The 2,200-nt window shown below is 69.1% G+C and carries 1 protein-coding gene; it reads left to right on the top strand.

Features of this window, described 5'->3' with window-relative positions:
- A partial coding sequence (locus tag VFA06_RS09155; RefSeq protein ID WP_324840016.1) for a protein kinase domain-containing protein occupies positions 1-2,200 on the top strand: 2,200 nt, incomplete at both ends.

The raw sequence follows: 2,200 nt of genomic DNA on the forward strand, positions 1-2,200 counted from the left end.
GTCGCGTGGGCCGCGGCGATCGGCGTGCAGGTCGCGGACGCGCTGGACGCGGTGCACCGGGCCGGGGTCGTGCACCGGGATCTGAAGCCGTCGAATGTGATGCTCACCCGTGACGGCATAGTGAAGGTGGTTGACTTCGGCGTCGGGCGGATCGTCGATGCTCCGGACTCCACCCGGCTGACCAGCACGGACACCACGGTCGGCACGGTTCGATACATGGCGCCGGAGCAGACGACCGGCGGCGCAGTGGGCGCGGCGACCGACATGTACGCGCTCGGTTGTCTGCTCTACGAGACGCTGGTCGGGACGCCGCCGTTCGACGGCGCGAGCGCGTTCGCGGTAATGCGCAAGCACGTCGATCAGCAGCCGACTCCGGTGCGCACGCTGCGCGGGTCGGCTCCGGAGGCGTTCGACGCGCTGGTCAACCGGCTGTTGGCGAAGCGGACGGACGAGCGGCCTGGCCCGCAGGATGTGCGTGCGGTGTTGCTGCCGATCGCGCTCGGCAGCCAGGTGGCGTTGGTCGCCGAGCTAGCGGGCGATGACGAAGCGGAGGCTTACGACCCGACGCGGCCGCTGCGCTCGGCGGCGGGGGACGAGGCGGCCACCACCGCGGCCGCTGACGGCGCTGTGCCCAAGGAGGCAGACGTGGACGACGCGGCTCAAGGAGGGCGGTCAAGCTCGATGCTAGGGCCGGCACCGGGCGCGACCGCCGGCCTGGACATCTTTGGCGTGCATCGGCAGCTGATCAAGGACTATCGGGAGTTCACGGAAGGCGCGGCCGTCATCCGCGACGACCGCATCGCGCAGTTCGTGCAGGAGGACCTGGACAGCAAGTCGCAGTGGCCTGATCCGTGGCTTTCGCTTAACCCTTTCTTCGCGTCCGGCGGGAGTGTCACGGACCTGGTCGCGCGAGGGGTGCTGCATGAGGAGTGCGATCGCATCTTCCAGGCCGGGAAGATGGACGATGCGACGGTCTGCTCCGGGCGACCGCTGACTCTGCACCGCCACCAGCGTGAGGCGATCGACGCCGCGAAGTCCGGCTCGTCGTACGTGCTGACCACCGGAACCGGGTCGGGCAAGTCGCTCTCCTACATCATCCCGATCGTCGACAGGGTGCTGCGTCGCCGCGCTGAACCTGGCCCGGCCGGCGCCGGTGGCCGCCGTGTAAGCGCGATCATCGTCTATCCGATGAACGCGCTGGCCAACAGCCAGCAGAAGGAACTGGGCAAGTACCTGCGCGCCGGCTACGGGCCGGGCCGCGAGCCGGTGACCTTCGAGCGGTACACCGGGCAGGAGTCGCAGGCGGACCGCGAGCGGATCCGGCAGAACCCGCCCGACATCCTGCTGACCAACTACGTGATGCTGGAGCTGATGCTCACCCGACCGGACGATCGCAGATCACTGATCCGGATGGCGAAAGGCTTGGAGTTCCTGGTTCTAGACGAGCTGCACACCTACCGCGGCCGTCAGGGCTCCGATGTCGCGATGCTGGCGCGCCGGGTGCGCGAGGCCTGCGATGCGCCGGACGTGCAGTTCGTGGGCACGTCCGCGACCATGTCGACCGAGGGCAGCGAGCAGGACCAGCGCGAGACGGTCGCGGGCGTCGCGTCGGCTCTGTTCGGCACGACGGTCGCGCCCGAGCACGTGATCGGCGAGACCCTGGTGCGCGCGACGAGGGCGGACGCCGGGCCGGTCACGGCCGCACGCGTAAAAGCGCCGACCGCCCCGCACGACTACGTTGACCTGGTCGCCGACCCGCTCGCGTCGTGGATCGAGACCACCTTCGGGCTGGCCCCCGCCGACGACGATCCCAACCGGCTGGTGCGCCGGTCGCCGACCAGCGTCGAGAAGGCCGCCGAAGAGCTGAGCGCGCAGATTCAGGTTCCCGTTGACGAGTGTGTCGCCGCGATCCGAGCGACCCTGAAGGCCGGTTCCCAGGCGCGCGAGCCGCGCACCGGGCGTCCGCTGTTCGCGTTCCGGCTGCACCAGTTCCTCTCCAAGGGCGACACGGTCTACGTCACGCTGGAGGACGAGCAGACCCGGCGCTGGACCCGTGACTATCAGATCGAGCTGCCCGGTTCAGGCGGCAAGATCCTGCTGCCGCTGGCGTTCTGCCGCGAGTGCGGCCAGGAGTACTATCAGGTTTCCTGGGTCCATGAGGAAGGAGAATTGATACCCCGCTCGCCTCTACCTATGAGCT

The organism is Actinocrinis sp. (genome assembly GCF_035653575.1).
Lineage (GTDB): Bacteria > Actinomycetota > Actinomycetes > Streptomycetales > Catenulisporaceae > Actinocrinis.